Raw genomic sequence first — 25,170 nt, 5'->3', positions numbered from 1 at the left:
GGTGGCCGACCCTAGTATCGGCGGGATGACCCGTCACCTTCTCGTGCCCGGGCGGGGGCGCCCCCGGCCCGAACACTGGTTGCGGCGCTGGGCCGACACACACCCGGAAGCCCGCTGGGCGCCGCGCCCGCCCGGACCGCCGTACGTCGTCGACGAGCGGATGGCGGCGCTGCACGCGGCCATCTCCGCCGACGACGAGCCGGCGGTGCTGATCGCACACAGTGCCGGCTGCATCAGCGTGGCGGTGTGGGCGGCCCGCCACACCGGTCCGGTGCGGGCCGCGCTGATGGTGACGCCGCCGTACCTCGGTCCGGAGACTCCGCGGTCGGACGAGTTCGCCTACGACATGCCCCGCGACCGGTTGCCGTTCCGCACGATCGTCGTCGCCAGCCGGACCGATCCTTACACCACGTACCCGCAGTTCGAGCAGTATGCCGAGGACTGGGGCGCGGAACTCTTCGACGCCGGTGACGTGGGCCACCTCGACACGTCGAGCGGCTACGGCCCGTGGCCGGACGGCGAGCGGCTGGTCGAGACACTCACGTCGTAGACGGTCACCGGCACGTCGCGTTCGCAGAGCGTACGGGTGACGATCGGCTCGATCCGCGACCAGGTGCCGCCGGACAGGCCGCAGCCGATGCGGGGCATGTGCACCGACGCGGTCAACGCGAGCGCCTGGTCGGCGAGCGCGGTCAGGCAGCGTTCGACCGCCTCGTAGCGGATCGGCGGCCCCTTGCTGCCGGTCCGGATGCCACGCTGGCCGACCATGTTGGCGACCCAGGTGTCCGGTGTGACCCGCACCAGCCTGGTCGCGCCGAGCCCGAAGTCGTTGCGGGCCCGGTGCCGGTGCCAGTCACGGAAGTCGCGCTCGGGCTCGGGCCAGCGGCGGGAAACCGCCAGCACGAAGCCCCTGCCCCAGCCGCCGAGGTCGTTGCAGACGTGGGCGATCACCTTCGGCCCCTTGGCCTGTGGGCTGGTCGCGTCCCCTTTGAGGAACCTCAACGGGATCATGGCGTCCAGCATGCCGGCCGGGTACGACATCCCGGCCGGAATTTCGGCGGCGGACCGTCGGACCCGTACGGCAGACTGGCCGCCATGCCGGCCCGTACCGTGGACGCCCTCGTCGCCGCCCGAGCCTCCGGGACGAAGGTCAAGTACCTGTTCTTCTGGGGGCACCAGCCGCAGCGCGACGGCAGCATCGGCGTCGGCTGCCTGAGCCAGTGGTGGCCGGCGGCGTTCACCGTCGACGGCACCCGCTACGCGACCGCCGAGCACTACATGATGTGGTCGAAGGCGACGCTGTTCGGCGACGCGGACGCCGCCGGACGGATCCTCGCGGCGGGGCATCCGCAGCGGGCGAAGGCGCTGGGCCGGCAGGTCCGCGGCTTCGACGAGGCCGTCTGGGTGGAGCACCGCTACCAGATCGTGGTGGCCGGCAGCGTCGCGAAGTTCGGCCAGCACCCCGATCTGCGGGGCTACCTGCTCGGCACCGGTGAACGGGTGCTGGTGGAGGCCAGCCCGCTGGACCGGGTGTGGGGCATCGGCCTGGCCGCCGACGACCCCCGCGCCGCCGACCCGGCGAGATGGCGGGGGCCGAACCTGCTCGGCTTCGCCCTCATGGACGCCCGCGACCGGCTACGGCACGGGTGAGAGCGGTGGACACGACACGGCCGGCCCAGTCGATCGAACAACCCGCGTGTCCGCGCTGCGGCCAGACCGGCCGACCGGTCCTCATCGGCATGCCGAGCCTGGAGGCCTTCGAAGCGGCCGAGCGTGGTTTGTTGGTGCTCGGCGGCTGCGTCGAGGGGGAGGACAATCCACACTGGATGTGCCGGGCCGGGCACGGCTGGCGCGGTTCGGACGAACTCCGGCAGGCCGCGATCAGTGTCGCGATCGAGGCGGCCGGCTAGCCGGCGGCCAACTCGGTCAGGGCCCCCGCCGTCGCGGTCCGGACGTCGGCCGCCGCGAGGTCGACGCCGAGGGTCGGCACCCGACCACCCTGGACACCGGTTCCGCCGGCCGCGATACCGCGTAACCGTCCGTACGACCGATGGCCACGCGTCCCGGCACGTAGGCAACCGTTTGATCTGATCTACGTAGTTCGATACCTTGCGGGGCGCGGAAAGCCCTTTCCGACAGACGTGCCGTCCCGCACGCCGGGCTTTTCCCCACCCACCCCCAGGGAGGTCCCATGCCAGCAATCCACACCCACGGCAGACCCCGCCGCGGCCTCGCCATCGGGCTGGCCACCGTCATGGTGGCGACCGGTGCCTTGGTCGCCGGGCAGGTCGCCGAGGCACCCCCGGCCTCGGCCGCCACCGTCGACACCGGCGCCTGGTACGTCATCACGTCCCGGCACAGCGGCAAGGCGATCGACGTCTACAACTTCGCCACCAACGACGGCGCGCCGATCGTGCAGTGGAGCCGCAACGACGGCAACCAGCAGCAGTGGCAGTTCGTCGACGCCGGCAACGGCTACTACAAGATCCGGTCGCGGCACAGCGGAAAGTTCCTCGAACTGCCGAACGCCACCGACGGCACCCAACTGATCCAGAACGCCGACAACGGCACCACCCGGCAGCACTTCCGGCTGGCCGACTCCGACGGCGGACACGTCCGCTTCGTCAACCGGCACACCAGCAAGGCGCTGGACGTGTGGGAATGGTCCACGGCCGACGGCGGCATCATCTCGCAGTACCAGGACCTCGGCGGCTGGAACCAGCAGTGGCAACTGGTCCGGGTCGGTTCCGGCAGCGGCGGCGGCTGCGGCGACGGGTCGTTCAACGCCGAGGCGACCCTGAACGGCAACACGTGGACCGCCCGTAACGGCGGCTCGACCGTCTACACCGGCTCCGACATGCTCGCCGCGATGCAGGCGGCGGTGAACAGCCTGACCCCGGGGCGTACGAGCAAGCAGCGGGTCGTGGTGCGCGGCTCCGGCTCGATCAGCGCCAACTCCCGGCTGTCCCTGCCGAGCTACACGGTGCTGGCCGTCTGCGGCACCGTCAACGTGACCGGATCCGGCACCGGTGACCAGGCACCCGTCTACTCCCGCGGCACCACCGACGTCGAGGTGCAGAACCTGACCGTGACCGGTGTCCCCCGGTACGGCATCTTCGCCCGCAACGTCAACAACCTGACGCTGGGCCAGATCGACATGCGGGTCTCCAGCGGGCTCGGCGTACGCATCGACAACCACGGCGGCGACCGGGCGATCAAGGTCCGCAACATCCGTATCGACAACGTCTACGCGCAGGGCACCGGCTCGCACGCGGTGGAGACGTACGGCGTCGACGGCCTGACCGTCGGCACGGTGACCGCCCGCAACACGGGTGAGTCGGGCCTGCTCCTCAACGACACCGTCAACGCGACCATCGGCACGGTCGACGCCGACGGTGCCGGCGCCGGCACCGGCTACGCGGCGTTCCGGATGGCCAACCGCAACGGCCGGATCGGCAGCAGCTACCCGACCAACATCCGGGTCGGCAACGTCATCGCCCGCGGTGGCGGGCGCGGCATCTTCTGCGTCTCGGAGAGCGGCGGCGCGGTGATCGACCGGGTCACCATCTCGAACACCGGCAACAACTCGATCCTGCTGGAGAACTGCTACAACGTGAACATCGCCGCGCAGTCCGGCACCGTCACCGGCGGTGGTGAGATCCGGATCGCCGCCCGGTCGGAGTTCCCGCCGTCGTCGAACATCACCATCCAGAACCTGACCGTCACCAACACCAACATCACCCAGAATCCCTGCAACGGCAGCAACAACGTCGTCCGCAACGTCACCCGGGTCAACTCGTCCCTGAACTGGTGCTGACACCCGGGCCGGCCGGCGCGGTCGCGCCGGCCGGCCCCGTGCTCGACCTAGGCCCGGACCTGCACCAAGGCGTACCGGCCGTCGACCCGCCACCGCCCGGCCGCCGGGTCGCCGTCGAGGGCGGCCACGTCCGCCGCGTCGAGGCCGACGACGACGTCGGACTTCAACGTACGCAGGGCCACCAGCGGGGCCGGGAAGTAGTCGACGGTGTCGGCGAACGGCGTCGTCTCCGGCCAGCGGCAGTCGCCGACCAGCCGCCGGTAGTTCAGGTCGCCCTTGAGGACGACCACGGACGCTTCGGCGTACGTGTCGGCGAGGTCGTCCGGCATCCGGTGGTACGGGTGCGGTGCGCAGTAGAACCAGTGGGTGGCGACGTCGAGCCGGCCGTCGGCGGCGGCGGTGCGCAGCCGGTCGGCGATCCCGGCCGCGGCGGGTGGTCCGGCGGCCAGCCGGCGCAGGCAGCCGACGAGGTCGGCGGTGGTCGCGTCGGAGACGTAGTACGGGTATGGCTTGAGGTGCAGCGTCACCCGCTCCGCCGGCCCGGCGTGCAGCAGGTGGTCGACCAGGACCAGGTCGGAGAGCAGTTCCCGGCCGGCGTTGTCGGCGACCAGGCAGACCGTGCCCCTACCCGTGGTCAGCGCGGACACCGCGGCGGTGGTGTCGTCGGCGACCAGGTGGGCCGACGGCCCGACGGTGCCGGAGGTGGCCGCGACCCCGATCCGGAAGCCGAGGTCGGCCTGGTTGCCCCACAGTGCGCCGTGCAGCAGGACCCGGGTCTTCTCGGCGGCGGTGAGCCCGGCCGTGTCCTCCAGCGTGCCAAGGTCGTCGGCGAGGTCGGGGGCGTCGAGTTCGGCCGCCTTCAGGAACGCGAACGGGTCGAGCCCGAGCCACGGGCCGGGGGTGAAGAATCCGACCGCCTCCAGCAGTCGGCGGTAGAAGTAGCTTTCGGCCCACAGGAACGGCACGTCGAGCCACGACCGTCCGAAGTGGTCGGCGCCCCATCCGTCCCAGGTGGCCCGGTCCGACGCGGCCGGCGGCAGGGGCCGGACCGGGCCGGTGAGCGTCTCGGCCAGCAGGGTCCGCAGCGCGGTCAGATGTCCCGGCGGGTACGGGTGCGCGGCCGCGAGCTGGTCGATCAGCGCCGGGTGCCGCTCGTGCCACACGTGCCAGGCCAGCGAGCCGGGCGAGTTGCTGAGGATCGGCGCGACACCGGCCGGTACGGCGGCACTCACCGCTGCTCCCCCGCGCCACCGGCCAGCCTCGTGACGACCTCGTCGAAGCCGTACGACTGGCGGTCGAAGACGGTCACGTACGACACGCCGTGCCGGTCCCGCAGGTCGACCAGGCGGGCGCAGACCTCGTCGACCGAGGTGCCCAGCAGCGCGAACGGGCTCGTGAGCACCTGGTCGACGCCGGTGCCGGGCAGTTCCATCGCCGCGATCCGGGCCCGGGGGTCGGGTACGACGCCGGCCCACTGGACCAGCACGCTCAGCTCGATGTCGTCGAACCGGTCGCCGGCGGCTCGCCGCACGTGCCCGATCCGTTCGGCCAGCCCGCTGTCGGAGAAGTTGCCGAAGTCGGGGCCGTCGGGCGTCGGGCTGAAGCCGCTGAACTGGACGATGCCGGCCCGTGCGGCGCCGACCGCGAGGAGCCGGTCGCCGTTGCCGCCGACCATCAGCGGTACGGCCGCCCCCTGTGGCGGCACCGGTTCGAGCCGGAAGCTGGCCAGCCGGCCGGGCGTGACCCCCTCCTCGTCCACCGTCTCGCCGGCGAACAACCTGGGCAGCAGGTCGAGCGCCCGGGCCACCTCCCGGATCCGTTCACCGGCGGACGGGAACGGCAGGCCGAGGCTGCGTACCTCGGATTCCGCGTATCCCGCGCCGAGGCCGACGTCGAGGCGCCCGCCACTGACGATGTCGACGGCGGCCAACTCCTGGGCGAGCGCGCCGAGCGGGCGGAAGGCGACGTTGACGACCTGGGTCCCCAGCCGGATCCGGCGGGTGACGGCCGCCGCGGCGGCCATCGCCGGGATCGGGGCGACCATGCCGGTGTGGTCCGGGAACAGCAGGCTGGCGTAGCCGGCCTGCTCGGCGCGGCGGGCGACGTCGACCGGCGATCCGGTGCCGTCCCAGACAAGACCGAAGCGTAGGGGGCGCATCCCCACACGCTGCGGGATCACCGGCAGCGTGTCCACCCGGTTCGCTGTCGGCTGAGTGCGGGCACTCCGCGCGGACATTGCGCCGCGCGTCCCCGATTTCAACTGTCGTCAATGTCGCGCCCGATCCGGCGCAAGGTACGTCGGCGAGGCTGCACCGCGTGACTCATCCCCGGAGAACCATCCTGACGCTGGGCACGGTCGTCGCGACCCTGCTGGCAGCGGCCCCCGCCGCCGCCCAGCCGACCGCCACGCACCGCGACCGGACCGCGACCGTGACGACCGACAACGAGACCCCGGTCCTCTACGACGACGAGGCGGGCGGCAACGCCTCCGGCGACGACCCGGCCATCTGGGTGCACCCGAAGGACTCGCACCGCTCGATCGTCGTCGTGACCGCCAAGGAGGGCGGCCTGCGCGTGTACGACCTGCGGTCGCGCGAACTCCAGTCGCTTCCCGCGACGGAGGCGCCGCGCACCGACCCGGCGCCGGGCCGCTACAACAACGTCGACATCGCCTACGACATCCGGCTCGCCGGCCGTACGGTCGACGTCGCGGTCGTCTCGGACCGCTACAACGACCAGCTCCGGTTCTTCGCCATCGACCCGGGCGGGTCGGCCGCGCGTACCCCGCTGGTCGAGGTGACCGCCGCCGACCAGCGGTTCCTGTTCAACCCCGACCGGGCGGCCGTGGACGAGGAGCACACGGCGTACGGCCTGGCCGTCTGGCAGCCCCGGCGCGGCGAGACGTACGCCGTCGTCACCCAGGAGGGCCGGACGACGATCGCGACCGTTCGCATCGTCGAGATCGCCGGGAAGCTCGGCTACACCGACATCCGGAAGGTCGTCATGCCGGGCACGTTCGCGCTGCCGGACGGTTCGACCTGGGTCCCGTGCGAGGAGCCGGGCGTGCTTCCCCAGTTCGAGGGCGTCGCGGTCGACCAGCGGTCGGGTGTCCTCTACGCCGCGCAGGAGGACGTCGGCCTGTGGCGGCTGCCGCTTCCCCTCGGCTCGGGCGGCCGGCCGGAACTCGTCGACCGGGTCACCGACTTCGGCATCCACGACGTCTACGACGAGGCGTCCGAGGAGTGCGTACCGGTCGATCCGGACGCCGAGGGCTTCGGCGGCCCCCGGCTGACCGCCGACGTCGAGGGCGTCGACATCTACTACGGTCCGGGCGGCACCGGCTACGTGATCGTGTCGAGCCAGGGTGACGACACGTTCGCCGTGTACGACCGGCAGGGCCGGAACCGCCCGGTGGGCAGCTTCCGGGTCCGGGGCGTACGCGGCGCCGACGACGTCAACGGGTCCGACGGTCTGGCCGTCACGAACCGTCCCGTCGGCGGCTACCGGCACGGTCTGCTCGTCACCCACGACGAGCCGGAGACGGGGCCGGACGTCGACGCCGACCGTGACGCCACGAACTTCTCGTACGTCTCGTGGGCCGACATCGCCGGCGCGTTGTCGCTGAAGGTGGACACCCGGGCCGGCAACGATCCCCGCTTCCACTGAACCGGCGCCACCCCGACCGTGCCGCACCCGGTTCCGGGCCGCACCCGGTCGGGGTGGCGGCCCGTCGAACCCGACGGCGTGGGGCGCCTCGGGGCCGGTGCGAATCAGGGTTGAAGTTGACGCTACGGCAACCCATACCGTGGTGGTCACGGCCGGAAACACCGGCCGCGATCATCGGAGGGACGGGCATGGCCTGGTCGATCGCCGAGGTGGCGAAGGAGGCCGGCGTCACGTCGCGCACGCTGCGGCACTACGACGCGATCGGACTGCTGACGCCGGCCTTCACGGCCGACAACGGCCGGCGCTTCTACGGCCAGGAGGAGCTGCTGCGGCTGCAGCGGATTCTCCTGTTGCGGGACCTCGGGCTGGGGCTCGACGCCGTCGCCGAGGTGCTCGACCGGCAGAGCCGGGACAGCACCGTCGAGGTGCTCGTACGGCACCGGGACTGGCTGGTCCGGGAACGGGGCCGGCTGGACCGGCTGATCCGCACCGTCGACTCCACGATCGGGAACGTTCAGGAAGGAAGGGAGATGACCCCGAGAAAGGTCTTCGAGGGGTTCGAGTCGAACCCCTACGAGGCGGAGGCCCGCGAGCGGTGGGGTGACGCCGCGGTCGACGCCGCCGACGAGCGGATGCAGGGCTGGTCGGCCGCCGACGCGGAGAAGGCCCGCACCGGCTACGTCCGGGTCCACGAGGGCCTGGCCCCGCTGAAGGCGGCCGGGGTGCCGGTCACCGACGACCGGGTGCAGGAACTGGTGCGGTTCCACCACGAGGTGACGTGCCTGTTCTGGACCCCGAACCGGGATGCCTACCGGGGCCTGGGCCAGATGTACGTCGACGACGAGCGCTTCCGCCGCAACATCGGCGGCGGTGACGACGCGCTGGTGGAATACCTCCGCGACGCGATGTTCGTCTACGCCGACCGCCGGCTCGGCGGGTAGGCGGGTAGGCGGGTAGGCGGGTAGGCGGGTAGGCGGACCGCCCGGTCGTAACGTCGTCCGGGGCCGTCGAACGTCCGGGCCGGCCGCCGCCGGCCGGCCCGGACGCCGGAATGCACCGGCACCGCCGGAGAAAAGCTGCGGCCCTTGTCACAGCGCGACTGCCGAACAAAAGGGTCATCCATGACCAGGAGGGACGTCACTTCCCCACGATCGGCAGCCCCGGACAAGATCGCGCGCATTGTATCGAACGCCCACCTCAGCGACCATCCGCTCAACAGGCAGGACCGGCCATCCTCTGGCAACATGGCTGCGCATGTGCGGGCTGGCTGGGGAACTGCGCCGCGACGGCGTACGCGCCGACGTGTCGGCGGTGGAACGGATGGCGGCGACGATGCGCGACCGGGGCCCCGACGACAGCGGGGTCTGGTCCCGGGGGCCGGTCGCCCTCGGCCACCAACGACTGAAGATCATCGACCTCTCGGCGGCCAGTGGGCAGCCCCTGGTCGACCCGCAGTCGGGACTGACCGGCGTCTTCAACGGCTGCATCTACAACTACCGGGAACTGCGCGAGGAGTTGCAGGCCCGCGGGCACCGCTTCTTCTCCTCGGGAGACACCGAGGTCGTGCTCAAGGCGTACGCGCAGTGGGGCGACGACTTCGTGGACCACCTGATCGGCATGTTCGCCGTGGCGATCGTCGAGCGGGACACCGGCCGCCTGGTGCTGGCCCGGGACCGGCTCGGCATCAAGCCGCTCTACCTGGCCGAGACCCCGGACCGGGTGCGCTTCGCCAGCACACTGCCGGCACTGCTCGCCGGCGGCGGGGTGGACACCGCCATCGACCCGGTGGCACTCGCCCACTACCTGAGCTTCCACAGTGTCGTACCGGCACCCCGCACCATCCTGCGCGGCGTCGGCAAGCTGCCGCCCGCCACCGTCCGGACGTACGAACCCGACGGCCGGGTCACCGAGCGGGTCTACTGGAACCCGTCGTTCACCCGCCACCCGGACCGCGCCGACTGGTCGGACCGGGACTGGCAGGACGCCCTGCACGAGTCGCTGACCACGGCGGTACGCCGCCGGATGGTCGCCGACGTGCCGGTGGGTGTCCTGCTCTCCGGCGGCCTCGACTCCAGCCTTGTCGTCGCGCTCCTCGCCGAACAGGGACAGCGCGGGCTCGCCACCTTCTCCATCGGTTTCGAGGCGGTCGGTAACCGGGAGGGCGACGAGTTCCGCTACTCCGACCTGGTCGCGGCGGCCTTCGACACCGACCACCACCAGATCCGGATCGCCACGACCGACCTCGTCCCGCCGCTGGAGGCCGCCGTCGCCGCGATGAGCGAGCCGATGGTCAGCCACGACTGCGTGGCGTTCTACCTGCTCAGCGAGACGGTGTCGGAGAAGCTGAAGGTCGTCCAGTCCGGGCAGGGCGCCGACGAGATCCTCGGCGGATACCACTGGTATCCGCCGCTGGCCGGGGTGGACCGGGAGCACGCCCTCGACACGTACGCGACGGCGTTCTTCGACCGGGACGCGGCCGGCCTGGCCCGCATCCTCGACCCGGGCCGGCTGGCCGACGGCGACCCGGCGCGGGAGTTCGTCGCCGCCCACTTCGCCCGGCCCGGCGCGCAGACCGCGGTCGACGCCGCGCTGCGCCTCGACACCTCCGTGATGCTCGTCGACGACCCGGTCAAACGGGTCGACAACATGACCATGGCACACGGGCTGGAGGCCCGGGTTCCGTTCCTCGATCACGAGTTCGTGGAACTCGCCGCCACCTGCCCGCCGGAGCTGAAACTCGCCCAGGGCGGCAAGGGCGTGCTCAAGGAGATCGGCCGCCGGGTTCTCCCCGGCGAGGTCATCGACCGGCCGAAGGGCTACTTCCCGGTGCCGGGCCTCACCCATCTCGAGGGCAAGGTGCTCGACCGGGTACGCGACGCGCTGCACGCCCCGGAGGCCCGCCGCCGCCACCTGTTCCGCCCCGAGTACGTCGACGCCCTGCTCGCCGACCCGAACGCCGAACTCACCCCGCTGAACGGAAACAAGCTGTGGCAGATCGGACTCCTGGAAATGTGGCTCCAGAGCCACGCGATCGCCTGACCGTGGCCGACATGTCGACGACGGAGACAGCGCGGGCCGACGGGAAGCCGGCCCGGCGGCGGGAACGGGTCGGGCCGGGCGGCGACCCGGTCGCCCCGGGCGATCCCACCGGTACGCCACCCCACCCCGGATCCGGGGTCCCCCGGGCCAGCGGTGGCGACGTGGTGCTCGACTGCGGCTGGGGACGGCTGGTCTTCGGCCAGACGTTCCACGATCCGGCGGCCGTCGCCGACGTGCTGCGCTCCGAGACCGCCGGCTCCCGGGACATCTGCATCTACCTGCGTGACCCGCACGTGCTGGTGTCCCGGCTGCACGACGAACTGTTCATCGACCCGTCGCTGACGTACCGGCTGCCGCTGCGCGGCCGGCGGGTCGAACCGGGCGACGGCCCGCTGCCCGGACTGCGAATCCGCCCGTTGGCCAGCGTCGCGGACGCCGAAGCGGTGAACCGGATCTACGCCAGCAACGGCATGGTGACCAGCCCGGTGGACGTGCTGGTCGCCAACTCCGCCACCCCACGGTTCCTCCACCTGGTCGCCGAGTCGAGCACCGGGGAGGTCGTCGGGACCATCACCGGCGTGGACCACGTCGAGGTCTTCGACGACCCGGAGAACGGCGCCAGCCTGTGGTGCCTCACCGTCGACTTCAACCACGCCCCACCCGGCACCGGCCAGGCGCTGCTGTCCGAGTTGGCGGCCCGGCTGACCGAACGCGGCCGGTCCTTCGTCGACCTGTCCGTGCTGGCCGAGAACGACGGTGCGATCCGGCTCTACGAGCGGCTCGGTTTCTACCGCACCGCCACGCTCTGCGTGAAGCGGAAGAACCCGATCAACGAACGGCTGTTCCTGCCCGCCCTGCCCGACGGCTACGACCAGCTCAACCCGTACGCGCGGATCGTCGCCGACGAGGCGATGCGGCGCGGCATCCGGGTCGAGGTGACCGACCCGGAATGGGGCGAGCTGCGGCTCACCAGCGGCGGCCGGACCGTCCTGACCCGCGAGTCGCTCTCCGAGCTGACCTCGGCGGTGGCCATGAGCCGCTGCGACGACAAGCGGGTCACCCGGCGGATCCTCGCCGAGGCGGGACTGCGCGTGCCACGCGGCCGGGCCGCCGCCGGTGACGACACCGACACCGCGTTCCTGGCCGAGGCCGGCGCCGTGGTGGTCAAGCCGGTCCGGGGCGAGCAGGGCAACGGGATAACCGTCGGCGTACGCACGACGGAGGCGCTGCACGCCGCCGTCGGGTTGGCCCGAGGGTACTGCCCGGACGTGCTCATCGAGGAACTGTGCACCGGTGAGGACCTGCGGGTGGTCGTGATCGGCCACGAGGTGGTCGCGGCGGCCGTACGCCGGCCCGCCTCGATCGTCGGCGACGGCCGGCACGACATCACCGAGCTGATCGAGCGGCAGAGCCGGCGCCGCGCCGCGGCCACCGGCGGCGAGTCCCGCATCCCGGTCGACGACATGACCCGCGAGGTGATCGCCGAAGCCGGGTACGGCCCGCACGACGTACTGCCGGAAGGGACCGTGCTCGCCGTCCGGCGGACCGCGAACCTGCACACCGGCGGCACGATCCACGACGTGACCGCCGACCTGCACCCCGAGATCGCGCAGGCGTGCGTCACGGCGAGCCGGGCACTGGACGTCCCGGTCACCGGACTGGACCTGCTGGTCGAGTCCCCCGACCGGCCGGAACACGTCTTCATCGAGGCGAACGAACGACCGGGCCTGGCCAACCACGAACCGCAGCCGACCGCCGAACGCTTCGTCGACCTGCTCTTCCCCGGCACCCGGGCACCGCAGCGGCTCTGGTCCCCGGCCGGTGCGGCATCCTCGACGTCATGACCGACGCCCGACCCGTACCGCTCCCGCTCGACCTGGACTACCTGCGGCAGGTGCTGCTGGAACTCCTGGAGATCCCCAGCCCGTCGGGGCGTACCGACCATGTGCAGCAGTACGTCGGCGAGCGCCTCTCCGCCCTCGGCGTCTCCTCCACCCTGACCCGGCGCGGCGCGTTGAGCGCCTGCCTGCCCGGTCCCCGCGCCACCGGCGCCGACCGGGCGATCGTGGTGCACACCGACACCATCGGCGGGATGGTGAAACGGCTGAAGGAGAACGGCCGGCTGGAGCTGAAGTCGATCGGCACGCACAGCGCCCGGTTCGCCGAGGGCGCCCATGTGCGGATCTTCACCGACGACCTGGAACGGGTGATCACCGGCCAGGTGCTGCCGCTGAAGGCCAGCGGGCACCGCTACAACGAGGCCGTGGATCTCCAGGGGGTCGGCTGGGACCGGGTCGAGGTACGGGTCGACGAGCCGGTCGAGGACATCGCCGGGCTACGCGCGCTCGGCATCGACGCCGGCGACTTCGTAGCCTTTCTACCCAACCCGACGATCACCCCCAGCGGGTACGTGAAGTCCCGCCACCTCGACGACAAGGCGGGCGTGGCGGCCGTCCTCACCGCGTTCAAGGCGATCATCGACGCGGGCGTCCAGCCCAAGGTCACCGCACATCTACTGGTCACCGTCACCGAGGAGATCGGGCACGGGGCCAGCCACGGCCTCGACCCGGACGTCGCGGAGATCGTCTCGGTGGACGCCGCGGTGGTCGCCCCGGGCCAGCAGTCCCGGGAGAACGCCGCCACGCTGGCCATGGGTGACGGCGTCGGCCCCTTCGACTACCACCTGGCCCGCAAGCTGGCCGCGATCGCCGCCGAACACGACGTGGACCTGGTCCGCGACGTCTTCGACTACTACCGCTCGGACATCGCGGCGGCGGTCGAGGCCGGCGCGCACGCCCGGATGGCGCTGATCGGCTTCGGGGTCGACGCGACCCACGGCCACGAACGCACCCACCTGGACGGGCTGCGCCACCTCACGCAACTCCTCTGCCTCTACCTCCAGAGCGATCTCGTCTTCCCGGAGTGGGACGCCGAGCCGGAGGGCGAGCTGGCCGACTTCCCGTCGCTGGCGGTGCAGCCGGCCTCGGCGGAGGGACCGCGCGAGGGCCCGATCGGAATCGCCGAAACCCCGACGCCCACGGGTTGATCTGTTCAGCTGCTTCGGCTTGTTCCTCACGTGGCGTCATGGCACATAGTCGGTGGCGTGGAGGAGCACCTGACCGTGGGGCGGGTGGCCGAACTGGCCGACATAACCGTCCGCACGCTGCATCACTACGACGAGATCGGCCTTCTGCGGCCGTCCACGCGAACCGCGGCCGGGCACCGGGCCTACTCCGCGGGTGACGTGGAACGGCTGCGGGAGGTGCTCGCCTACCGGCGGCTGGGCTTCGGATTGCGCGAGATCGCGGATCTGGTCGACGACCCGGCCACCGACGCGGCCGCGCACCTGCGCCGGCTGCGCGGCCTGCTACTCGACCAGCGCGACCGGGCCGCTGCCATGGTGACGGCCATCGACCGGGAGCTGGAGGCGCGGGCAATGGGGATCAGGACGACACCGGAGGAGCAGCTGAGAGTGTTCGGCACACGGTTGTACGACACCATCGGATCCGCGTACCCGGCGACACGGCGTACCGAGCCACGGATCGCCGCGCGCATCTGGGACGCGCTGGGGGACGCACGGACGGTACTGAACGTCGGGGCCGGCACCGGCTCCTACGAACCCCCGGACCGCGACGTCACTGCGGTGGAACCGTCGGCGGTCATGCGGGCGCTGCGTCCCGCCGGCACGGCGCCGTGCGTGGCCGCCGCCGCGGAGAGCCTGCCGTTCGAGGACCAGTCCTTCGACGCCGCGATGGCGGTCAGCACCGTCCACCACTGGCCGGACCCGGTCGCCGGGCTGCGTGAGATGCGGCGGGTGGCCCGGCGGGTGGTCGTGTTCACGTACGACGCCGACGACACCGGCTGGCGCCGGCGGTTCTGGCTCACCCGCGACTACCTGCCCGAGTTCGCCGACCTTCTCGTCGGCTGGCCCTCCCTGGCCGACCTGACCCGCGCGATCGGGGGACGCGCGGAGCCGGTGCTCATCCCGTGGGACTGTGTCGACGGCTTCTTCGAGGCCCACTGGCGCCGGCCCGAGGCGTACCTGGACGAACATGTGCGCCGCGCGGTGTCGGTATGGACCAGGGTCGGACCCGAGGCCGAGCAGCGGGCGGTGACCGGGCTCCGCGCAGACCTTTCCTCGGGCCGGTGGGCGGAGCGCAACCGCGACCTCGTCGCCCTCGACGCGGCGGAACTCGGCCTCCGTCTGCTCGTGGCCTGAACCACCGCGCCCGAGAGCACCCCCAGGAGCCGACGCACGCTGGTCCTCGGCGCGTGGCTCACCCGTTCCGGGCCGTCTCCGGGCCGGTGACCCGGCGCAGCAGCGGCAACGTCAAGGCGATGATTCCCAGGGACACCACCAGCCCGCCACCGACGGTCAGGTAGAACGACAGGTGCGGTGCTAGCAGTGTGTAGCCCAGTTGCGCCCGCAGGAAGAGATGGGCGGCCAGGAACCCCATACCGATGGCCACCCCGGCGACGAGCAGCAGCGGCACGACGGTTTCCAGCGCGACCACCCGGCGCAGGGTGGACAGCCGCACCCCGGTGAGCCGCAGCATGCTGAACGGCCGCTTTCGGTCGCTCAGCCCGCCGGCCACGCTCACCGCCAGGCTGCAACCGGCGATCGGCAGGCTGGCCAGCATGACCACGTCGGCCAGCCGCTGGAACTGGATCATCTGCCGTGCGGAGCTCGACTCCCACTCGCCGATGCTCGCCGGGAAGCGCCCCAGCGGAAACGCGTTGATCAGCATCGTCCGGGCCTGCTCGAACGCGGTGCGGCTGGTCGTGTCGACGACCACCGACAGGATCGGCTGCCGGTCGACCTCCGTGGGGGCGATGCTGGCGGCGTCCCAGACGTGCGTGTCACTGGTCAGGTCGAACGCGCGCATGCCGATGAGGTCACCGTGGACGGCCGCGACCTGCGCCCCGGCGGGGCAGGTGCCGAACACCGCCAGACGGTCCAGTTCCGCGCACGTGATCACGCCGTGCCCGCCGTCCCGGTCGGGGTTGAGGTGCACCAGGGTCACGCCGCGCACGCCGGGGATCGTCTCGAGGCCGGCCGGGATCTGGTCGGCGGTCGGTGCGGGCCCCTCCTCCGGCCAGAACTGTTTCGCCAGTGACGTGGCGGCCACCGAGTCGGTCCGGGGTTCGCCGCGGTTGGCGACGAACGTGGTGATCGTGCCGGTCGCCACGCTGGTCACGAACAGCGCCACGATCAGCCCGCTGACGGATCGGAAGCCGGCCTGCGGGTTGTCCGCGAGACGTCGCCCGGCGATGAGCGTGGCGGGCCGGCTCGCCCGCCCGGCCAGCACCCGGGCGCCGACCATGGTCAACCACGGCCCCGACAGCACGAGCCCGGTCAGGACCAGCAGAAACCCGGACAGGTACGCGGCAAGCTGGCCGTTGGTCGTGTCGGGGCGCCGGCCGATGAAGTACGTCAACTCGGCGAGCCCGACGACCAGCGGGATCAGCCGCCAGGCGCGCGGGGGCTTCGGGGTCACCCGGCGACTCACGCCCAGCGGCGAGATCTGCACCCGGCGCAGGGCCAGCCAGGAGGCCACGACGGAACCGACCGGGATACCGAGCGCGACCACGAGGACGTCGACGAGGTCGAGCGACAGGTCGGCGGTGAAGAACGGTTCGCCGGTGAACGGAATCGTGGCGATTGCCGGCCGGATCGCGAAGAACAGGCCGAACCCGGCAACGGTGCCCGCCGCGGTCGCGATCGTCGACTCCACGGCCGAGACGAGGGAGATCTGCCGTGGTGTGGCGCCGATCAACCGCATCGCGGCGAAGCGCCGCTCCCGGCGGGTGGCCGCCAGCCGGGTCGCGGTGCCGATGAAGATGAGCACCGGGACGAGCAGGGCGGCCGCGACGACGGCGAGCACGAGTGACATGGCGTCGGAGTTGAGTCCGACCGGGCAACCGTTGCGGCAGTCGTTCTGGGCGGGGGTCATGATCTGGGTGACCTGGCGGGCCCCCAGTCGCTCCAGCTCGGCCGGGGTACGGCCGATGACGATCAGCAGCGATTCGGGGGACGGCAACGCCGCCGGCCCGATCGTGCCGATCCCGTGTCCAGGGAAGCGGTCACCGAGTTCCGTGGCCGGGGTGGTCCGAAGCAGCTCGCCGAGGGCGGGTGAGACGTAGAACTCGCCCGGCCCCGGCAGGCGCGGGATGCCCGGCGGGACGGGTGCGTCCGGACCCGGCGCCGCGACCTCGACCCGGCCGATGGACCGGCCCTGGTGGTAGTCCTCCCGGAGCAGCCACCAGATCGGATCGGCCGACACGTCGGAGGCGGCCGGGGCGGCGGCGGTGTTGAGCCAGGCGTACCGCTGGTTCTGCGCGCCGACCGCGTTCATCGCGGCGAGCGTCGTCAGGAGCATGCCGACGCCGAGCGCCACCGCGGTGGCGATGACGGCGAGCCGGGTGGCGGCCTCCCGGCCACCGGACAGGGACAGTCGCAGACCGAACCGGATCATGAGTACACCAGCGCGTTCACCTTGCCGTCGCGCACGATGACCTGCCGGTCGGCGCACGCGGCCACGCGGGCGTCGTGGGTGACGAGGACGACGGTCATCTCCTGCTCACGGGCCGAGGCGACCAGGAGGTCCATCACCTGCTCGCCGGTCAGCGAGTCGAGCGCCCCGGTCGGCTCGTCGGCGAACAACACCCCGGGCCGGGCGACCAGACCACGGGCCAGCGCGACCCGCTGCGCCTGCCCACCGGACAGCTCACCGGACCGGCGCCGCTCCAGCCCGGCCAGGCCGAGCCGCTCGAACCACGGCCGCGCCTCGTCGAGCGCGGCGGCCCGCCGGGCGCCGCCGAGCAGCAGCGGCAGTGCGACGTTCTCCTCGGCGGTCAACTCCGGTACGAGCTGTCCGAACTGGAACACGAACCCGAAATGGTCCCGGCGCAGGATGCTGCGCTCGTTCTCGTTCAGGGTGTCGACCCGGCGGCCGTCGTAGTAGACCTCGCCCGCGCCGGGTACGAGGATCCCCGCCAGGCAGTGCAGCAAAGTGGACTTCCCGGATCCGCTCGGGCCCATGATGGCGACGATCTCGCCCGGGGCCACCGAGACGCTGGCGCCGCGCAGCGCCGGCGTCTCACCGAAGGACAGAACGACGTCTCGCGCCTCGATCGCCTTCATCCCCGCAACACCGTCTCCCGGAGGGCGTCCAACCGGGCGACGGTGATGTCGATCCAGCGCAGGTCGGCTTCCAGACGGAACAGGCCGTGGTCGGCCAGCAGGGTGTCGACCAGGTCGCCGCCGCGTCTGATCTCGGTGAGTTCCGTCATCCGCCGCAGGTGCGCGGCGCGCTGGCTGTCGAGGTACTCCTCGGCGGGCCGGCCGAGCATCAGGGCCAGCACGACCTTGGTGAACAGCACCGTCTGCAGGTTGGGCTCGGCCTCGACGGGCTCGGTCAGCCACGATTCGACCTCGGTCGCGCCCAGTTCGGTGATGACGTACCGCTTGCGCTCGTGGCCTACGCCCGGCTCGACCTCACCAATCACGATCTTGCCGTCGCGGGCGAGCCGGCCGAGGGTCGCGTAGACCTGACCGAACGGCAGCGGCTTGCCCCGGCTGAAGAAGGAGTCGTAGTCGCGCTTGAGGTCGTAGCCGTGACTGGGCTCACGCTCGAGCAGGCCGAGGAGGGTCATGGGAACGCTCATGCGCAGACCATACACTGAGCGTATATCCCGCGTACATATACCGAGCGTATATCGATGATCGCAAGCCAGGGCAGGTCCAGGACCCCGGCCGTGCGCGGCGGTGTTCGACCCGATCAGTTCGATTGCTTCCGCTCCGGATGGCCGCCACCGGCCAGGCCGGGTCCGACGTCTCTGCGGCTAATCTGCTCGCGCTGCGGCTCGGCGGCACGACCCAACTGGTCCGCCCGCGGGCGTACTGGCCTGGGACATCGACGTTGCCCACGACCGGGTGGTCGACGGCCGGTTCAGCGGTACCGACGCCCGACTGAGTGCAGGCAGGGCAAGACATGGAGTGGGCCGGAGGCACCACCATGCGAACCACACCGCCACGATCGCCGGCGACCCGCACCACCACAGGCCTTCAGGTCGCGCCCGCTGGAGGTCCGGTGACCAGGACGGCCGACGCCTCCGACTTCTGAGCGGCTACCTGTCACCGTAGTGGTACCTGCAGGCGATGATCTCGATGTCGTCCTTAATGATGCGGTAGACCAGCCGGTGTTCGCGGTCGATACGGCGGGACCAGAAGCCGGACAGCTCTCCTCGAAGGGGTTCCGGCTTGCCGATGCCCTCGTATCCGTTGCGCATCACATCCGCGATGAGATCGTTGATGCGCTTGACCAACTTACGGTCCGTATGGCTCAGGTACTGGTTCCATGCAGTGGCCGTGAAGACCAGCCTCACGCGATGTCCCGAACCGTGGCCGGGTGGATCAGTTCCCGCTCGGCCGCGTCACCCTCCTCAAGCTCCGCGATCGATCGGCGCAGGGCTGCGGCATTGCTCGGATTGCGAAGGAGGTACTCGGTTTCCTTCATCGACTCGTACTCCGCGAGCGGCACGATGACCACCGGCTCGTGGCCCGAACGCGTTACCACCACTTCCTCCGCGTCGTTGATGACGCTGTCGAGTTCGGCGGCCAGGTTCTGTCGAAGCTGGGTGAAGTTCACGGTCCGCATGATCACCTCCAGGGCAAGTACAGGAAATTGTACCTTAAGCAGTGCCTCGATGGGCGTACCGCAGGCCTGCCACGCTCCGAACGCCCCCAGGCCGGCCGTCTGATCCGCGAGTCGCGCAACTCGTCGCGGACTCTGCCCCGCTCAGGGCCGTTGGGCTACTCGATGACCTCGGCCTGACGGCGGGAAACCGAGCACGCGACGCGCATCGACGAACCCGTGGCGACATCGGATCCAAGCGGGCTAAGCTATTAGCTAAGCGAGGAGGTTTCGTCATGTCGCCCGAGGCCGTGCACTACAACATGCACGATGCCAAGACCCATCTGTCGCGCATCATCGAGCGGGTGGAACGCGGCGAAGAGATCATCATCGACCGGGCGGGCACCCCGGTGGCGAAGGTCGTGCCGCTGGTGCGGCGAGCCAACCGCACCGCAGTCGGCTCCCTCGCCGGCCAACTGGATCTGTCAGGCGACTGGGACTCGCCTCAGACCAACGCCGAGATCGCCGCCGACTTCGGCATCGGCGCATGACCCTCCTACTGGACACGCACGTCGCCCTGTGGGCCATCACCGGCGACGCGACGCTCGGCGCCGAGTTCCTCGACCGGCTACGCCACGACCCGGACATCTTCCTCTCCCCCGTCAGCCTGTGGGAGATCACCATCAAACAGAGCGCGGGGAAGCTCGCCGGACCGCCCGACCTCGCCGAGCGGGTAAAGGACATGGGCTTCCGTGAGCTGCCTGTGACGCACGCCCACGCCATCGTCGCCAGCCGCCTGCCACCGCATCATCGCGACCCCTTCGACCGCATGCTGGTGGCACAAGCGATCACCGAAGGCTTGACTCTCGCCTCCCGCGACACGTCAATAGCGCTGTACGACGTGGACGTCCTCAAGATCTGACCAACACCGCACGTCCGGCGTTCGGCACCCGCCGGACACATCCTCCGGTCACACGAACCGCGGAGGCACAGCTCAACAGCGCGATCAAGTCATACAACGCGCTCGCCGAACTGCTCCAGGTACGGTGTCCGACCCAGGTATGGCAGTGCGGCGGAAAGATCAGCCGTGGCCTACGGCTGTTCGGGTATCCGTTTGAGTTGACCGGAGGTACCACCCCTGCCACCCGCCTCGAGCCGGGCAACCGCCGACTGGGTCATTCCCGACGCCTGGGCAAGCTGCGACTGACTCCAGCCCCGATGCTCACGAAGCTCCCGTTCCTCCTCTTCGACACGGTGCGCCTCGTCCCGGCGTAGCGATCACGGCGAGTTGCTCCGGAGCCGGAGCGGTGTCCTGACCTCGCAGATCCAGCAGACACGACAGCCGATGGTTCCCCGCCCGCAGCCCCGCTCCAACTCACGCCGCAGTCGAGCTACCTCGTCGTCAGTCACCGCGTCAACGGACACCACCGGCCAATCTTCACACGCCGGCCGCCGCGAGCCCGACAGGTGAGTCAGTCCAGCCGGGCCCGGTCGAAACGGTCGATCAGGCTCGGCTTCCGGGCATGACGCTCCCGCAACCGGGTCATCTGCTCCGCGAATTCGAAGATCTCGCCCTCCCGTACCGCCAGCGCCTGAAGATCCAAAAGCAGAGTGACCGCCGTGTCGTAGTCCTTCGGACGCTTCGTCGCGATCAGTTTGTCCGCCTGGTCCCAAGCGGTCACCGGGTTCCGTGCCAGCTTGTCCAGACGCTGCTCGCGGGCCGCGGCTGCCGCTTCCTCACGACGCTTACGCTCGCCCGCCTCACGCTCCCGCATTTGCTGCTGCCGCACAGCCCAGCGATCCTCGGCGGCGGCGAGCAGTTCCCCGGCGGTCCGGCCCTTCCCGGTTGGATTTTCCTCCGCCGCACCGTGAAACCGCCGCAACAACTCCGACCGCAGCAACCCGACTTCACCACGCAGCACCCGCAGCAACAACTCGTCCTTGTCCGCCACCGGCAGGCCCTTCACCCAGCGGCGGAGAACAGCGGCCGAAGGCGCCGCTTCGGTCATCGGCCGACTCGCCGCTGCCGCCACGTCCAGCAGATCGGCGTCCAGGCGAAGGAAATCGGCCAAGGCCCGCAACGGCCCGCTCAGCTTCACCAGTCCGGCCGGGACCGGCGGCTCCGGCTCGTCATCATCCAACTCCCGGTTCTGTACGCACAGCAGCCAGGCCAGATACAACAGCCGCCGATCACCGCCGGCCAGCTCCGCCCGGGCCGGAACGATCGCCGCGAGCCGCCCCTCCTCGTCCCACCACTCCTCGTCGCCGTCCTCGTCCTCAGTACGAAGATCCAGGATCACATGGGTACGGGTCGCCCAGGAGCCGGCCGACTCACCGACACAGAACTTCGCCGCTGTCCCCGGGTCCAGCGACGCTCGGGGCAACCGCAGCATGATCCGCCGCGTGCCCCAGTTCGCCAGATAGAGGTGCGCGTCGAAGTATCGCTCCATCCACTTGGCCGGATCGGCCTTGAGATCGCCCCACTGGTAGTCGTTGACGAAACTCGACGACGTGATCCGACCCCGAGACGACACCGCCCGCAGCTCGCCCTGCTGCTTCGCCGTCAACGCCTGGTCGAGCGCCACAAACTCGTAGTACTGGTATTCGCTCACCGGGCCCCCGCCCACCGCCGGTACGCCTCGATCCACTGCGCGCCATCCGGCGCAGGATCCGGCAACGGAAGATCCAGAATCCCGATCGCCTGCCGCAGCCGGCCACGATGGCAGATCGCTACGATCCCTGACGAGCGCAGATCCACCTTCCGGACCACCACCGGCACACCGAGAACCTCGGTGTCGAAAGGCGCCGCCAGATTGTCCTGGATCATGATGAAGAGGCCACTGAACTGCTCATGCTCGTCGTAGCAGTCCACGACCGCCTCGGCGACCAAGGCGTCGAGCTCGGCATCACTGAGCGAAGAAGACACCCGCGCAGGATAGAGAACTGCATCCAGCGCTTCACCAGCAGCCGATGACAGCGAACCACCGGGCCGTGGTTCGCATGCAAAATCAAAGTGGGGCGGACGGGACTCGAACCCGTGACCGATCGATTATGAGTCGACTGCTCTAACCTGCTGAGCTACCGCCCCGTGCCGGCGCGGGGATCCTAACCCGCGACCAGCCGCCCTGCCACCATCTTCACGTGGGCCCGACCGGCCGCCGGCGGGCCCACCGGCCGCCGGCTACCTCCGCAACGGCCGGCGGAGCCGGCGCAGCAGGGCGACGATCGGCCAGGCGACTCCGGCGGTCAGGCCGAGCAACACGCCCATGAAGAGCCAACTGTCCGGATCGTCGGCGTCACCGGTGACGATGAGGATGCCCTGCACCACGATGAGAAGAAGCAACGGGAGCGCGAGGATGCCGAAGAAGAGCAGCCCCAGTGCCTCGTACCACCTGGGCAGCCGCAGCCCCTTCGGCACGACGGCCTGCTCGGCCGGTGGCACGGGAATGCTCTCCGGGTCGCGGGCCGGCATCGGCACGTGCCGGTCGGCGGGCACGATGTTGTCGATGGCGGCGACGTCGGCGGCGGTCACGCCGTACATCGTGGGTTCGACCGGTACGAAGAGGGCGTCGGCGCCGATGAGTTGGCGGCCGCCGTCGGGCCAGACGAGCAGGGCGGCACAGTTGGCGTACTCGACGGTGACCGGGGCGTCCGGTTGGTCGAGGGTCACGCCGTACGGGCCGATGACGAGGCCGGTCTCGTCGCCCGCGGTACGGGAGGCGGCACGCCGGCCGGTGACGGCGGACGTGGAGTGGGTGGGGGCGGCGGCGAACCCCGCCCACTCGGCACCACGACTGCCGGGCACCATCAGCAGGGCGGTGCCGGCGGCCTCGACGGCGACCGCGTGGACGTCGGCGAGGGTGACCGCCTTCAGTTCGGCACGCATCTCGTCGGTGCTGAGGTTGGACTGGCCGGTCAGGTGGTTGAGGGCGGCGCCGGGCAGCCGGGCGGCGTCGAAGTCGGCCCGGCTGTAGGTCTCCTCCGTCGCCGCGCACACGGTGTCGAGGTCGGCCTGCTCGATTCGGCCGACGCGGAGTTTGGCGAGGACGTCGACGAATCCGCCGAGTACCGCGCCGTGCTTGTCGGGCAGGGCGTCGGCGGCGGCGGTGACCATGGCGTGGTCGTCGCCGCGCGGGCTGTAGGTCGCGGTGGCCATGTAGGACAGTCCGTCCTCCTGGCGCAGGGCGCGGAAGAGTTCCCGTTCGAGGACGGCGGTGTAGATGCCGGCGGCGACGGAGCGCCTGACCACGGCGTCGAAGGCGACGATCCGGGAGGCGCCGCCGCAGAAGTAGGCGGGCGTCTCCGGCAGCGCGGACCAGGCCGGGGGAACCGGTTGCCGGGTGCCACCGGGCAGGTCGAGGCGCAGGCCCGCCGGGACGGCGTCGCCGGCGATCCAGAGCACGGCGTTGTCCCGGGTGAAGTAGCGGGCGGCCCAGGCGCGCAGGTCGTCGGGGCCGACGGAGCGCAGCCCGAACTCGGGATGGCCGGGCAGGCCGTAGCCGATCGCGCCGTGCCGCCAGACCGCGAGCGGCTCACCGTAGCCGGGGACGCGGCTGCCTCGCTCCGTACGCAGGATGCCCTTCTCCATGTCGAGGCGGTCCATCGGCAGGTTGCCGAGCGCGGCGCAGACACCGTTGACGAAGGCGGTGACCTTCTCGGGGCTGCCCTGGGTGTGGAAATGGGTGACGACCGCGCCGGTGCTGCCGTTGTAGTGGTAGTCGGTGAGGCCGAACTGGTGCAGGGCGAGGTGTTCGAGCAGGTGGGTGATTCCCGCGCGGGCGAGGGTCTCGTCGGCCTGGCCGACCCGGAAGGTCAGCCCGGCGATCAGGGGTCCGTTGGGGTTGGGGGCGAGCAGGGTCGGTACGCCGTCGACCTCGGTCTGCGTGATCACTGCTGTCCGCCTTTCGCGAACGCCTCTGCGCGGCATCGTTGGAACTGGGTGGCGGCGTCGCCGAGGTAGTGCCACGGGCTTTCGGTGGCGAGGTTGCCGAGGGCCGTGAACTGGGTGGCCGCGGCGGCGTAGTCGTCGATGAGCCAGAACATCATCGCGAAGGTGTTGCGTACCCCGACCCAGCCGACCCGTTCCCGGAAGTCGGGGTGGAGCACGGAACGTTGCGCGGCCTCCCGGATCTCCTGCCGGACGGTGGCCTCCGCCAGGTACCGCTGTCCCTGGTCGCCGGCGTCCAGCCAACGTTCGAGGTGGCCGTCGAGGACCAGTACGGCGTTGGGGGCGCCGGGTGGGGCCGCGTCGGCGCACTCCTTGGCGAACGCGTGCACCGCCGGCCAGCTGCCGCTCCACTTCGGGCAGAGCTGTTGCAGCAGGTTCCGTTGGGCGGCCAGGTCGTGGGGGTGGTGCCGGGCCAGCCGGTCGTAGCGTCGGCGGGTTTCCGCCTGGCCGAACTGGAGTCCGCGGGCGGTGGTCATGCGCAGGTTCCAGGCCGGGGCGTTGTCGGGTTCCCGGGCGGTGACGTCGATCAGCAGTCGCTCGGCCCGGCGCAGGTGATCGTGCAGTGCGGCGAACTGCCCGGCGCTGACGTGCTGTGCCCGGGCGTCGGTGCGGATCTCCCAGCCGATCGAGATGTGGTTGACGGCCAGCAGGGTGGCCGCGAGCGTGTCGGCCGGGTCGGCGTCGACGGCCCGCAGCAGGTGATCTTCGATCCCGCGCTGCTCGCCGGCCTCCCAGACGAGCATGGTGCGGGTGTCCGGGTCCGCGGCGTCGAACACGGCCCGTACGGTGGGAAGGTCGTGCGCCGCCAGTGCGCTGCGTAGCGCGGCCACCTCGGGAAACGCCGTCGCGGCGTCGAAGTCGGGGGCGAGCAGGGGTGCGGGCATGGCGGCGATCCTAGAGGCGGGTCGACTCCGGCGAGATCCACTTTCGGGCGACGTCCGGTCAGGTTGGGACGCCGGACGGCTCCTTTCCACGTCCCTCTTTCCGGACCCACTCGCAAGATCCGCGTGATCAGGGACCAGGTCGGGAGTGTCGCCGGCGTGGCGACGGCCCAACTCCCTGAT

The 25,170-nt window shown here is 71.1% G+C and carries 24 protein-coding genes, 1 tRNA gene and 1 pseudogene; 12 read left to right on the top strand and 14 right to left on the bottom strand.

What is annotated here, in order from left to right; translation table 11 throughout:
- Window positions 1–25 precede the first annotated feature (25 nt).
- Window positions 26–550: an RBBP9/YdeN family alpha/beta hydrolase gene (locus QCD66_RS08000; protein WP_375733633.1), complete on the top strand. Its 525-nt coding sequence runs from the start codon at window positions 26–28 to the stop codon at window positions 548–550.
- Here the strand turns inward: QCD66_RS08000 and QCD66_RS07995 are convergent.
- Window positions 499–1,023, bottom strand: coding sequence for a macro domain-containing protein (locus QCD66_RS07995; RefSeq protein WP_375733632.1), 525 nt, complete (start codon window positions 1,021–1,023; stop codon window positions 499–501). The two genes, QCD66_RS08000 and QCD66_RS07995, sit on opposite strands and share 52 nt — an antisense overlap.
- Before the next feature lie 72 nt (window positions 1,024–1,095).
- Between QCD66_RS07995 and QCD66_RS07990 the strand changes: the two genes are divergently transcribed.
- The 3 genes from QCD66_RS07990 (at window position 1,096) to QCD66_RS07980 (ending at window position 3,817) form a co-directional block, all read left to right on the top strand.
- Window positions 1,096–1,650, top strand: coding sequence for an NADAR family protein (locus QCD66_RS07990; RefSeq protein ID WP_375733631.1), 555 nt, complete (start codon window positions 1,096–1,098; stop codon window positions 1,648–1,650).
- A 5-nt stretch (window positions 1,651–1,655) separates the two neighbouring features.
- Window positions 1,656–1,910, top strand: coding sequence for a hypothetical protein (locus QCD66_RS07985; RefSeq protein ID WP_375733630.1), 255 nt, complete (start codon window positions 1,656–1,658; stop codon window positions 1,908–1,910).
- A gap of 281 nt (window positions 1,911–2,191) precedes the next feature.
- Window positions 2,192–3,817 (top strand): RICIN domain-containing protein, encoded by a 1,626-nt coding sequence (locus QCD66_RS07980; RefSeq protein ID WP_375733629.1) that lies wholly within the window; start codon window positions 2,192–2,194, stop codon window positions 3,815–3,817.
- Between the two features lie 47 nt (window positions 3,818–3,864).
- Here QCD66_RS07980 and QCD66_RS07975 read toward each other — a convergent pair whose 3' ends face one another.
- The gene (locus QCD66_RS07975) at window positions 3,865–5,049 is read right to left on the bottom strand and encodes a damage-control phosphatase ARMT1 family protein (protein ID WP_364209253.1); all 1,185 of its coding nucleotides are present in this window, start codon (window positions 5,047–5,049) and stop codon (window positions 3,865–3,867) included.
- Window positions 5,046–5,975 carry a TIGR03621 family F420-dependent LLM class oxidoreductase gene (locus tag QCD66_RS07970; protein WP_375733628.1) on the bottom strand — a complete coding sequence of 310 codons (930 nt, stop codon included), beginning with the start codon at window positions 5,973–5,975 and terminating at the stop codon, window positions 5,046–5,048. The genes QCD66_RS07975 and QCD66_RS07970 overlap by 4 nt, the downstream gene beginning before the upstream one ends.
- Before the next feature lie 158 nt (window positions 5,976–6,133).
- Here QCD66_RS07970 and QCD66_RS07965 point away from each other — a divergent pair, with 158 nt between their 5' ends.
- From QCD66_RS07965 to QCD66_RS07940, 6 genes are all read left to right on the top strand, one after another.
- On the top strand, window positions 6,134–7,483 hold the full coding sequence (locus QCD66_RS07965) for a phytase (RefSeq protein ID WP_375733627.1): 1,350 nt from the start codon (window positions 6,134–6,136) through the stop codon (window positions 7,481–7,483).
- 188 nt (window positions 7,484–7,671) lie between these two features.
- Window positions 7,672–8,424, top strand: a complete 753-nt coding sequence (locus QCD66_RS07960; protein WP_364209244.1) for a MerR family transcriptional regulator — start codon at window positions 7,672–7,674, stop codon at window positions 8,422–8,424.
- A 313-nt stretch (window positions 8,425–8,737) separates the two neighbouring features.
- The gene (locus QCD66_RS07955) at window positions 8,738–10,522 is read left to right on the top strand and encodes an N-acetylglutaminylglutamine amidotransferase (RefSeq protein WP_375733626.1); all 1,785 of its coding nucleotides are present in this window, start codon (window positions 8,738–8,740) and stop codon (window positions 10,520–10,522) included.
- 11 nt (window positions 10,523–10,533) lie between these two features.
- The gene (gene ngg, locus QCD66_RS07950; RefSeq protein ID WP_375733625.1) at window positions 10,534–12,366 is read left to right on the top strand and encodes an N-acetylglutaminylglutamine synthetase; all 1,833 of its coding nucleotides are present in this window, start codon (window positions 10,534–10,536) and stop codon (window positions 12,364–12,366) included.
- Window positions 12,363–13,568, top strand: coding sequence for an osmoprotectant NAGGN system M42 family peptidase (locus QCD66_RS07945; RefSeq protein ID WP_375733624.1), 1,206 nt, complete (start codon window positions 12,363–12,365; stop codon window positions 13,566–13,568). Before ngg ends, QCD66_RS07945 begins: the two co-directional genes overlap by 4 nt.
- Window positions 13,569–13,625: 57 nt before the next feature.
- Window positions 13,626–14,741: a MerR family transcriptional regulator gene (locus QCD66_RS07940; RefSeq protein ID WP_364209232.1), complete on the top strand. Its 1,116-nt coding sequence runs from the start codon at window positions 13,626–13,628 to the stop codon at window positions 14,739–14,741.
- A 58-nt stretch (window positions 14,742–14,799) separates the two neighbouring features.
- Here QCD66_RS07940 and QCD66_RS07935 read toward each other — a convergent pair whose 3' ends face one another.
- The 5 genes from QCD66_RS07935 to QCD66_RS07915 form a co-directional block, all read right to left on the bottom strand.
- Window positions 14,800–16,998 (bottom strand): FtsX-like permease family protein, encoded by a 2,199-nt coding sequence (locus QCD66_RS07935; RefSeq protein ID WP_375733623.1) that lies wholly within the window; start codon window positions 16,996–16,998, stop codon window positions 14,800–14,802.
- The gene (locus tag QCD66_RS07930; RefSeq protein ID WP_375733622.1) at window positions 16,995–17,666 is read right to left on the bottom strand and encodes an ABC transporter ATP-binding protein; all 672 of its coding nucleotides are present in this window, start codon (window positions 17,664–17,666) and stop codon (window positions 16,995–16,997) included. Before QCD66_RS07930 ends, QCD66_RS07935 begins: the two co-directional genes overlap by 4 nt.
- Window positions 17,663–18,190, bottom strand: a complete 528-nt coding sequence (locus QCD66_RS07925) for a PadR family transcriptional regulator (protein ID WP_357539386.1) — start codon at window positions 18,188–18,190, stop codon at window positions 17,663–17,665. The genes QCD66_RS07930 and QCD66_RS07925 overlap by 4 nt, the downstream gene beginning before the upstream one ends.
- Before the next feature lie 462 nt (window positions 18,191–18,652).
- On the bottom strand, window positions 18,653–18,910 hold the full coding sequence (locus tag QCD66_RS07920; protein WP_375733621.1) for a Txe/YoeB family addiction module toxin: 258 nt from the start codon (window positions 18,908–18,910) through the stop codon (window positions 18,653–18,655).
- Window positions 18,907–19,182, bottom strand: a complete 276-nt coding sequence (locus tag QCD66_RS07915; protein ID WP_375733620.1) for a type II toxin-antitoxin system Phd/YefM family antitoxin — start codon at window positions 19,180–19,182, stop codon at window positions 18,907–18,909. Before QCD66_RS07915 ends, QCD66_RS07920 begins: the two co-directional genes overlap by 4 nt.
- 272 nt (window positions 19,183–19,454) lie before the next feature.
- On the opposite strand from QCD66_RS07915, the gene QCD66_RS07910 reads away from it, so the two are divergent.
- Both QCD66_RS07910 and QCD66_RS07905 read left to right on the top strand, forming a co-directional pair.
- The gene (locus QCD66_RS07910) at window positions 19,455–19,709 is read left to right on the top strand and encodes a type II toxin-antitoxin system Phd/YefM family antitoxin (RefSeq protein ID WP_375733619.1); all 255 of its coding nucleotides are present in this window, start codon (window positions 19,455–19,457) and stop codon (window positions 19,707–19,709) included.
- The gene (locus QCD66_RS07905; protein ID WP_375733618.1) at window positions 19,706–20,080 is read left to right on the top strand and encodes a type II toxin-antitoxin system VapC family toxin; all 375 of its coding nucleotides are present in this window, start codon (window positions 19,706–19,708) and stop codon (window positions 20,078–20,080) included. Before QCD66_RS07910 ends, QCD66_RS07905 begins: the two co-directional genes overlap by 4 nt.
- A gap of 170 nt (window positions 20,081–20,250) precedes the next feature.
- Here the strand turns inward: QCD66_RS07905 and QCD66_RS07900 are convergent.
- The 6 genes and pseudogenes from QCD66_RS07900 to QCD66_RS07875 form a co-directional block, all read right to left on the bottom strand.
- Window positions 20,251–20,382, bottom strand: a pseudogene (locus QCD66_RS07900) (helix-turn-helix domain-containing protein); the annotation flags it as partial.
- Between the two features lie 248 nt (window positions 20,383–20,630).
- Entirely contained in the window at window positions 20,631–21,770 is a 1,140-nt protein-coding gene (locus QCD66_RS07895) for a hypothetical protein (RefSeq protein ID WP_375733617.1), read from the bottom strand.
- The gene (locus tag QCD66_RS07890; RefSeq protein WP_375733616.1) at window positions 21,767–22,084 is read right to left on the bottom strand and encodes a hypothetical protein; all 318 of its coding nucleotides are present in this window, start codon (window positions 22,082–22,084) and stop codon (window positions 21,767–21,769) included. Before QCD66_RS07890 ends, QCD66_RS07895 begins: the two co-directional genes overlap by 4 nt.
- An 88-nt stretch (window positions 22,085–22,172) precedes the next feature.
- Window positions 22,173–22,246, bottom strand: a tRNA-Ile gene (locus QCD66_RS07885).
- A gap of 93 nt (window positions 22,247–22,339) precedes the next feature.
- Complete coding sequence (locus QCD66_RS07880; RefSeq protein ID WP_375733615.1) at window positions 22,340–24,049, bottom strand: M16 family metallopeptidase; 1,710 nt, start codon at window positions 24,047–24,049, stop codon at window positions 22,340–22,342.
- On the bottom strand, window positions 24,046–24,990 hold the full coding sequence (locus tag QCD66_RS07875; protein WP_375733614.1) for a hypothetical protein: 945 nt from the start codon (window positions 24,988–24,990) through the stop codon (window positions 24,046–24,048). The genes QCD66_RS07880 and QCD66_RS07875 overlap by 4 nt, the downstream gene beginning before the upstream one ends.
- Window positions 24,991–25,170: the final 180 nt, after the last annotated feature.

Source organism: Polymorphospora sp. A560, from assembly GCF_045781765.1.
In the GTDB taxonomy this organism is placed as follows: Bacteria; Actinomycetota; Actinomycetes; order Mycobacteriales; family Micromonosporaceae; genus Polymorphospora; species Polymorphospora lycopeni.
This window is presented reverse-complemented; position numbering and strand designations above follow the sequence as displayed.

Coding starts and splice junctions, on each gene's coding strand:
- QCD66_RS07935 (WP_375733623.1), bottom strand. CDS start 16,998: ATGATCCGGTTCGGTCTGCGACTGTCCCTGTCCGGTGGCCGGGAGGCC.
- QCD66_RS07955 (WP_375733626.1), top strand. CDS start 8,738: ATGTGCGGGCTGGCTGGGGAACTGCGCCGCGACGGCGTACGCGCCGAC.
- QCD66_RS07990 (WP_375733631.1), top strand. CDS start 1,096: ATGCCGGCCCGTACCGTGGACGCCCTCGTCGCCGCCCGAGCCTCCGGG.
- QCD66_RS07945 (WP_375733624.1), top strand. CDS start 12,363: ATGACCGACGCCCGACCCGTACCGCTCCCGCTCGACCTGGACTACCTG.
- QCD66_RS07930 (WP_375733622.1), bottom strand. CDS start 17,666: ATGAAGGCGATCGAGGCGCGAGACGTCGTTCTGTCCTTCGGTGAGACG.
- ngg (WP_375733625.1), top strand. CDS start 10,534: ATGTCGACGACGGAGACAGCGCGGGCCGACGGGAAGCCGGCCCGGCGG.
- QCD66_RS07980 (WP_375733629.1), top strand. CDS start 2,192: ATGCCAGCAATCCACACCCACGGCAGACCCCGCCGCGGCCTCGCCATC.
- QCD66_RS08000 (WP_375733633.1), top strand. CDS start 26: ATGACCCGTCACCTTCTCGTGCCCGGGCGGGGGCGCCCCCGGCCCGAA.
- QCD66_RS07970 (WP_375733628.1), bottom strand. CDS start 5,975: ATGCGCCCCCTACGCTTCGGTCTTGTCTGGGACGGCACCGGATCGCCG.
- QCD66_RS07995 (WP_375733632.1), bottom strand. CDS start 1,023: ATGCTGGACGCCATGATCCCGTTGAGGTTCCTCAAAGGGGACGCGACC.
- QCD66_RS07910 (WP_375733619.1), top strand. CDS start 19,455: ATGTCGCCCGAGGCCGTGCACTACAACATGCACGATGCCAAGACCCAT.
- QCD66_RS07925 (WP_357539386.1), bottom strand. CDS start 18,190: ATGAGCGTTCCCATGACCCTCCTCGGCCTGCTCGAGCGTGAGCCCAGT.
- QCD66_RS07875 (WP_375733614.1), bottom strand. CDS start 24,990: ATGCCCGCACCCCTGCTCGCCCCCGACTTCGACGCCGCGACGGCGTTT.
- QCD66_RS07905 (WP_375733618.1), top strand. CDS start 19,706: ATGACCCTCCTACTGGACACGCACGTCGCCCTGTGGGCCATCACCGGC.
- QCD66_RS07960 (WP_364209244.1), top strand. CDS start 7,672: ATGGCCTGGTCGATCGCCGAGGTGGCGAAGGAGGCCGGCGTCACGTCG.
- QCD66_RS07915 (WP_375733620.1), bottom strand. CDS start 19,182: ATGCGGACCGTGAACTTCACCCAGCTTCGACAGAACCTGGCCGCCGAA.